General features: G+C 59.5%; 8 protein-coding genes and 1 pseudogene. 7 read left to right on the forward strand and 2 right to left on the reverse strand.

Annotation, left to right across the window (positions count from 1 at the left end; all coding sequences use genetic code 11):
- Window positions 1-434: 434 nt before the first annotated feature.
- The 4 genes from AAFX91_RS37240 (at window position 435) to AAFX91_RS37255 (ending at window position 2,119) form a co-directional block, all read left to right on the forward strand.
- Entirely contained in the window at window positions 435-758 is a 324-nt protein-coding gene (locus tag AAFX91_RS37240; protein ID WP_394569831.1) for a hypothetical protein, read from the forward strand.
- 8 nt (window positions 759-766) lie between these two features.
- The gene (locus AAFX91_RS37245; protein ID WP_394569832.1) at window positions 767-1,450 is read left to right on the forward strand and encodes an integrase core domain-containing protein; all 684 of its coding nucleotides are present in this window, start codon (window positions 767-769) and stop codon (window positions 1,448-1,450) included.
- 118 nt (window positions 1,451-1,568) lie between these two features.
- Window positions 1,569-1,886 (forward strand): hypothetical protein, encoded by a 318-nt coding sequence (locus tag AAFX91_RS37250; protein ID WP_130230643.1) that lies wholly within the window; start codon window positions 1,569-1,571, stop codon window positions 1,884-1,886.
- Window positions 1,887-1,948: 62 nt separating this feature from the next.
- Window positions 1,949-2,119, forward strand: coding sequence for a hypothetical protein (locus AAFX91_RS37255; protein WP_165421571.1), 171 nt, complete (start codon window positions 1,949-1,951; stop codon window positions 2,117-2,119).
- Between the two features lie 545 nt (window positions 2,120-2,664).
- On the opposite strand, the gene AAFX91_RS37260 is transcribed toward AAFX91_RS37255, so the two are convergent.
- Together AAFX91_RS37260 and AAFX91_RS37265 are read right to left on the reverse strand one after the other, a co-directional pair.
- Window positions 2,665-3,024: a response regulator transcription factor gene (locus AAFX91_RS37260; protein WP_394569833.1), complete on the reverse strand. Its 360-nt coding sequence runs from the start codon at window positions 3,022-3,024 to the stop codon at window positions 2,665-2,667.
- Window positions 3,025-3,405: 381 nt separating this feature from the next.
- Entirely contained in the window at window positions 3,406-3,666 is a 261-nt protein-coding gene (locus AAFX91_RS37265; protein ID WP_394569834.1) for a hypothetical protein, read from the reverse strand.
- 1,184 nt (window positions 3,667-4,850) lie between these two features.
- On the opposite strand from AAFX91_RS37265, the gene AAFX91_RS37270 reads away from it, so the two are divergent.
- The 3 genes and pseudogenes from AAFX91_RS37270 (at window position 4,851) to AAFX91_RS37280 (ending at window position 6,506) form a co-directional block, all read left to right on the forward strand.
- Window positions 4,851-5,375: an RNA polymerase sigma factor gene (locus AAFX91_RS37270; RefSeq protein ID WP_028168187.1), complete on the forward strand. Its 525-nt coding sequence runs from the start codon at window positions 4,851-4,853 to the stop codon at window positions 5,373-5,375.
- Between the two features lie 105 nt (window positions 5,376-5,480).
- Window positions 5,481-5,627: pseudogene (locus AAFX91_RS37275) on the forward strand (DUF4880 domain-containing protein); the annotation flags it as partial.
- A gap of 24 nt (window positions 5,628-5,651) precedes the next feature.
- Window positions 5,652-6,506 carry a FecR family protein gene (locus AAFX91_RS37280; RefSeq protein WP_245287585.1) on the forward strand — a complete coding sequence of 285 codons (855 nt, stop codon included), beginning with the start codon at window positions 5,652-5,654 and terminating at the stop codon, window positions 6,504-6,506.
- Window positions 6,507-6,939 lie beyond the last annotated feature (433 nt).

Consider the following 6,939-nt stretch of genomic DNA (forward strand, 5'->3'; position numbering starts at 1 on the left):
GATAGAAAGGGATCAGGAGCGGTCAGTTTCCAACTAACAAACCGGTTCAAGCGGTCCCGCTCCGCGGGTCCATTTCAATTGGCACTTCGCCAATGGGGCCAGATGGTCACCGACGTTTCACCATACAAACAGTTGCTCTAGTTAATTCGAAATCAGGCCATTCACATTTTTAAGATCGGTAGATGAACGGCTCGGGAAAACGACGGATGCGACTGGAGGCTGGGCGAGGTATGTCGCCTTTAGGGCCATTAACGGAAGTGCACTTCAACGGTCTGAGTTTGGCCGCCCCTGTCGCGAATTGCTTTGAACCGCGTCTCAACCCGCGACGTCAAACCCTAGGCTTATAAAGGAGCTTGACGTAGTCCGGTCTACCTTCCTGTGTGTACCGAAAACCTTGTCTGGGTTGATAGCGTGATGGAATCTAAGCTGACGGAATGATTGGGCTGCTGTGTTTCGTGCTGGCCGTCCTGGTCTCGCCATTCAAGTCGAAGTTGCGACTCGAAGCCGAGAACGCGGTGCTTCGACATCAGTTAATTGTTTTGCGGCGCCGGCTGCATGGTCGCGTCCAGCTCACGAATCATGATCGCTGGTTCCTTGTCCAGCTGTATCGCTGGTTTCCGTCGATCCTGCAGGTTCTCACCATCATCCGACCCGAGACGCTCATGCGTTGGCAGAGGGCTGGCTTTCACTGCTACTGGCGCTGGAAGTCGGGCCACAGGGAGGCCGACCGCCGATCGACACCGAGTTGCGCGCGTTGATCCGGCGGATGAGCGTCGAAAATCCGCTTTGGGGCGCGCCGCGCATCCACGGCGAACTGCTCAAGCTCGGGTTCGAGGTCGCGCAGTCCAGCGTCGCCAAGTACATGGTGAAGCGACGCGGGCCACCCAGCCAGGGATGGCGGATCTTCTTGCGTAATCACGCGCCGGAAATTTCCGCCATGGATTTGTTCGTTGTTCCGACCATCGGTTTCGACCTGCTCTATGCCTTCGTCGTCGTCCGACTGGACCGCAGAAAGCTCGTCTGGATCAATGTCACGGCAACTCCGACCGCAGAATGGATTGCACGTCAAATAACGGAGGCATTTCCCTGGGATGAGGCTCCGCGCTACCTCATCCGCGATCGCGACCGGATCTATGGCAGCGTTGTCACGCGACAATTGCGCGCCATGGGCATCCGGGACAAGCCAACCGCACCGGCTTCACCGTGGCAGAATGGCTTTGCCGAACGGCTGATCGGATCGATCCGGCGTGAGTGTTTGGAACACGTCATTGTCCTGGGCGAAGTGCACCTGCGTCGAATCCTGCGAGAGTATGCTCGCTATTACAACGACATCAGAACGCACCGTTCGTTGAACAAAGATGCTCCGATCGCGCGCCAGATTCAACGAACCGGAAGCATCAAATCACACGCCATCCTTGGTGGCCTTCACCACCATTACGCCCGAGCTTAAGTTTTCAGTACACACAACCGGTACATTCACCGGGATAGCCGCACCTACATCGTCGAACCGCAGGAACGTCGCGTCATCGAAGAAATCGACTGATCTCGCCAAACGGAGGAAGACGAACATGAAGACAATTGCGCTCGGTGCTTTCGCGACCGCCTTGTTGGCGTCGGCTGCGTCGGCAGCTCCGCTCAATCCAACCTCGCTCGGGTCGGCGGAGGTGGCCAACGTCGATCAGGTTCGCCTGGTCTGCAGTGAGTACGGTCGCTGCTACCGCACCCGCGGTCCCCGCTACGTCCAGCGATACTACGGCGGAGACGACGGCTATGTGGTGCGCCGGAGCTACGGCTCCTATGGCGGGCCCGGCTACTACGATCGCGGCTACGGCTACTACGGCGGTGGCCCGAGCATCGGTTTCAGCTTCGGCACCGGCCGCTGGTGAACTAGGAAAAGGGCCGCTCTCTGAGCGGCCCTTTCGATATGGCTACTTTTCTCGGTGATGAGATGACTGCCGTTGCAAAGCTCCTGGGACAGAAGGAGCAATTGCTGGCGCGGCTCGAAGCCGATCCCGGCTCGAACGAGCGCGCCGAAATCCAGGCGCGCCTCGCCAAGATCGAGACCGCGTTGAAGCTGCTCGGCACCCAGGATTCGGCCGCCGCAGACGAAGACCAATAGCCTCTGGGGAGCAAAGGATTCGGAAGGGCGGGAGCTTCGCCGATGCCTCCGGTTCGCGGCGCTTCCCAAGCTCGCCGGATGAAGGCCCAGCTCGGGGGGCAGGGGCTATGAGCTCGGGCCAGTACGGGCTTCGCCCCTTGGGGCAGGGGCGTCGGGGAAAACCTGGCGCTCGCGCTATCGTTCCTCTGCGCGCAGCGAAGTTTCTTGATCCAGTCGCCCGGAAAGGCAGACGAGTACGACCGCAGGTCAGCGGCGCTCTTCGCTAACTACCTCTCACTGCATCCTCGCAGGACGAAAGTAAGGCGGCAGGTCGCGAAACCAAAATTTGCTTCGACGATGCAATGCTCCTTCAGCGATTGGTGCCCGCATGGGAATAACAATTGGCCATCTACCGGATACTTCAAAACTCACCTCTCGGGCCTGAAGAGATCGCGCGGCTGTCTCGAGCCTACGAACATGCCCTGCGCAGGATCGGCGTACAGGATCGCAACGACCCCTCACCGAACTGTTTGAAGAAGAGAAAGGCTTTGCCATGAGTAGAGCAGCTAACCAGGCGGTGCCCCCTTTTCCTCGCCGAGCTCCTTGATTGTCCGGACGATCTCCTCCGGATGGAAGGGCTTCTTCACGATGCGGCTGCCGGGGACGGGGCGTGGTGGGGTGGGCGAGAAGCCCGTTGCGTAGATGACCGGCAGGTTCGGATCCTGCTCTCGGTAGCGTTCCGCGATCTGCCATCCATCGACTTGTCCGGGCAGCCTGACGTCGGTGACCAGCGCGACGTGGTGCTCGCACCAGGCCAGAGCCTCCTCTCCAGTGCTCGCGTGGATCACGTGATAGCCTGCCTCGCGCAGCGCTTCGACTACGAATTCGCGGATCAGAGGGTCGTCCTCGACGAGAAGTACGCTCACTGGTGGCTCACTAGGAAATGGCATCCGTCACGCAGTCGAACGGCCCAATCGGCCGGTCGTTCCCGACGGAAAGAATCGAGCCGACGTGATGCGAGTCCGTATCGGAAGGAGACCCGCACCGATTGGCGGCCCGGCTCGCCGATGGATTGCCGGACAATTCGACCGCTGTTGTTCGAATGCACGGTCGTGTCGCGATCGCCGTGGAAGACGAGGGTCGGAATGGGCGTGCCGTCGCCCGGCTTTGCTTCTGACCCGCCGCCTTGCTTCATGGCGATCAGCGCGGAGGGAGGACGCGAGAGCGGCGCGGGCCCGAGGAGGGAACTGGGGGGAACTGATGCGGTCACTAACGCAAGCTGAGGGTCCCCGTGACCTTCTTCAGTCTTAACCCATCGACTGCGAGCGAACCATTATCGTGGGATTGCATGCCCAATGCAGCTCTTCGCCCGTTCGAGGAAAGCCGCGATCTTCGCCAGACAGCGCCTTGCCGACGCGCTTCGCGGGCAGCAGGCCGAACTGAAGCGGGCCGTCTCGATGTGTCACGCCGAGATCGAAGCGCAAGGCGAAGACCGAAACGGGTGATGCGTGGAAAGGCAATGCAGTGACTGAAGTTGCGGTACCGCGAAACGCTTCGGTGCTCAGCATGGAAGGCGCATGTCCGCTCCGTTATGAAGCGCATGAGGGTTTCGTCATGGACCAGGCTCACGGTCGCGATCGGCCGCCGAAAGACCCGGCGATTTCATAGTGCTCAACGCGCTGCGTGGCTCCGATCAGCGCAGGTCTGCGGCGGCGTCCTCCATGCCCTTGCAGGCTTCGCGTCAATCCGCGCGCTCGCGGTCGGTCTGTCGCTGACGCGCATAATGGTCCTGGCGCACTGGGTGACGTAGTCCCGGGATTCGCGCTTGGGGCAATTCTCGACGCCCTCCGGATTTGGACCGGCTATTCGACGAGGCGAACTGTTGGCTGCGACCTTGGCGCAGCCATCACTGTTCTCATGCCTGAGCGCAACGAAATCGCAATGAATTGGGTGAAACGACCGTGAACAAAACGGGACGGAAGCACCTGCAGCATCAAGAAAAATCAACAACTTAGAAGATGCTCACTGCGTTCGGGACGCAATGCGTGCTCAGGCTACCGCCTGAAAAAGCAATTTGAGATGGTTGCACGTCCCCGCAACCAACTGAAAGATCGGCGGTCAAATCAATCCAGCCCCGGGGGGCCAACCGTAGAATAAGCCCGGCTACGCCAGAAACGAACAGGCACAATCGTTTAGAACAGGATCAAAAATCTAGGTCTTTCAACGTTAGACGTAGCAAGAACCGGGTTCGCTCGGCTGCTGATGGCTGCGCACTGCGCCGCCACCAGTGCGTCGCGGTCATGTTCTCGACCCCGGTTGAAGTGATGCTCTCGAAACTGGAGACGATCATACCCCTGATACGACGCGGACAAGACCATCGTCGTCCATGTATCCCCGTCGATCGGTACGCAGCGGCCATTGATCATGGCGTGCGCAGTCTCTTCCGGCCGTTTTCCGTAGCTCTGAATGGAACACAGCCACCGGCCTGCGGCGGACAAGTTCAACCCTAGCTAGAGGCATTATAGATGATTGTCGTTGCGAACGAATTTCTGAGTTTCTAACTGTTTCGCGTGCAGTGGGCGCCCTGATCAATCAAGAGGTTAGCGGGCCGAAGGGGCCGCATGACCGGGTCAAGAGTCATACAACGCGTTGGCCGGCAGGGCCCGACCAGTGTCATGGCCCAAGGGCGAATGGAGGCAAGGCCGGGACCGGGACGCGGCAGGATTGTGCGTGATCGGGGGAGAAGGCTCTGATGAAGGAAGGGCTTGATCCACGCTTCGCTCTGTATCTGTCCTATCGCGCCGTTCTCATCGACTACGCCTCGTACCTGCTCGGCTCTCGCGAGGGCGCCGAGGACCTGGTCCAGGAAGCATTCATCAAATTCATCCCGACAGGTGACGGGAGAACGCCGAGCGCCCGTCCACGATCATATCTGTTCCGTATCGTGCACAATCTGGCCGTTGACGTGCTGCGGCGGAAGCGGCTGGAAAATCTGCGAAGCGCCCACAATGCGCCGGTCTGGGCCAGCTCACAGGCCGCACCCACGCCTGAGGAAACCGTTCTTTATTATGAGAACGAGCGCCGAGCCATGGACATCATCGCCGGGCTGCCGGAGAAACAGCGCATTGCGCTGGAAATGCACAGGTTCGGCGGACACTCGGTCGAAGAGGTGGCTGCCCACCTCGGAGTCTCTGTTCCGACGGTCTACCGTCTCATCCAAGCGGCCGTAGCAACGGTCACGATTCGGCTCGAACAGGACTCGGACGGCCGCGAATAGTCTTGTAAAGAAACATGTGAAGCCAGCGACTTCGTTCGGGTTGACGGCTTTGTCTTGTTCATTGGTAGACGGCGACACAGCACCGCGACAGGGAACATTGGAACGTTGGCTGCGAAACACGATACGGAGCATCAGCTGCTCGAGGAGGCGACAGGCTGGATTCTACGATTGGAAGACGCGTCCCAGGGCTCCGCAGTATTCGATGAATTCAAAGCCTGGCTTGCGGCTTGCGAGCAGAACCGGCGCGCGTGGGAGCGCGCCAACAAGACATGGACCGTGCTCGGCGCGGTCAAACCCGCCTACGATCAGAAGGTTTGGGAAGACGTCGATCCGCGCTTGAAATTGCACGTGGCGCACACCTCCGCACCCGGCTTTTCTCCACGCTCCGGGACGGTGCGCAGATCATATCGTCGACCAATCGAGATTGTTGTCGCCGCGGTTGTCGCGGCATGCGTGCTGTGGATTGCAGCTCCAGCAATCCTCATTGCCATCCACGCCGACTATCGTACCGCCGCCGGCCACACCGAACATATTCGGATGGCCGATGGCTCCGTCGTCGAGCTCGGCGGAGGCAGTGCGATCAAGGCCGATATCGGAACGACAGAGCGCCGCGTTACGCTGCTGGCAGGAGAGGTCTTCTTCGACGTCGCAACCGATACCAGGCGGCCGTTCCTCGTCGATGCGCAGGGCGTCGAAATCAAGGTGCATGGCACCGCCTTCAATATCCAGGCCTCATCGACAAGCACGAAAGTTGCGCTGCTGCGCGGCTCCATCGAAGCCACGCCCGCCGCGAAGGACGAACCATCTGCCGTTCTCAAGCCTGGCCAAATGTTCGTCGTCGATCACATGACAGGTAATGTAAGCATCGAGCCGGTATCCCTTGAGGAAATCGGATCCTGGCGTGAAGGAAAGGTCATTCTGTCCAACGTCACCGTGGAATCGGCCATCGAATTGATCCAGCGCTATTTCTCGGCCTCGATTTTGCTTCCCGACAGAAGCCTTGCGGGCCGCAAGGTGAGCGGGCTGTTCGATCTGCGCGATCCTGACCGCGCGCTCGCTGGGCTCGTCGAGCCCTTCGGCGGCAAAGTCCGTGCCCTGACCCCGTTCGTGCGGATCGTGTCGCGTCTGTAATTGGTTCGCTCGCAAATCTTATAATTCCTCCAAAACGAGCGCTACCGTGAGAATCTTGCGGCAGCTCTACGTCTTTGCGGTCGGAAGTGCATGCCTACGGAGTGGCTGCGCAATGACAAGTGAAGAAGAGCGAGTTGATGCATACTGGGGGCGTAACAAATAGAATTGGATCGGTCACACAAAGTAGGTCGAAGCGCGCGACTATCCGATTGCTCCAGAGTGCTGGCGTCTGCGCGCTGTCTGCCGGGCCGGTATTATACGCGCACCTTGCTTTCGCTCAGATCGTGCAAACGCAAGATACGACCGCTCCGGCGCGTCAGTTCAACATTCCGGCTCAGCCGCTGACGAACGCGCTCAGCTGTCCGTCGTCAGATAATTTGAGACAGATCAAGCTTTTCGAGAAGGGAGGCTCTGGCTCATCAGGGGTTAGAGT

The organism is Bradyrhizobium sp. 31Argb (assembly GCF_043638955.1).
GTDB lineage: Bacteria > Pseudomonadota > Alphaproteobacteria > Rhizobiales > Xanthobacteraceae > Bradyrhizobium.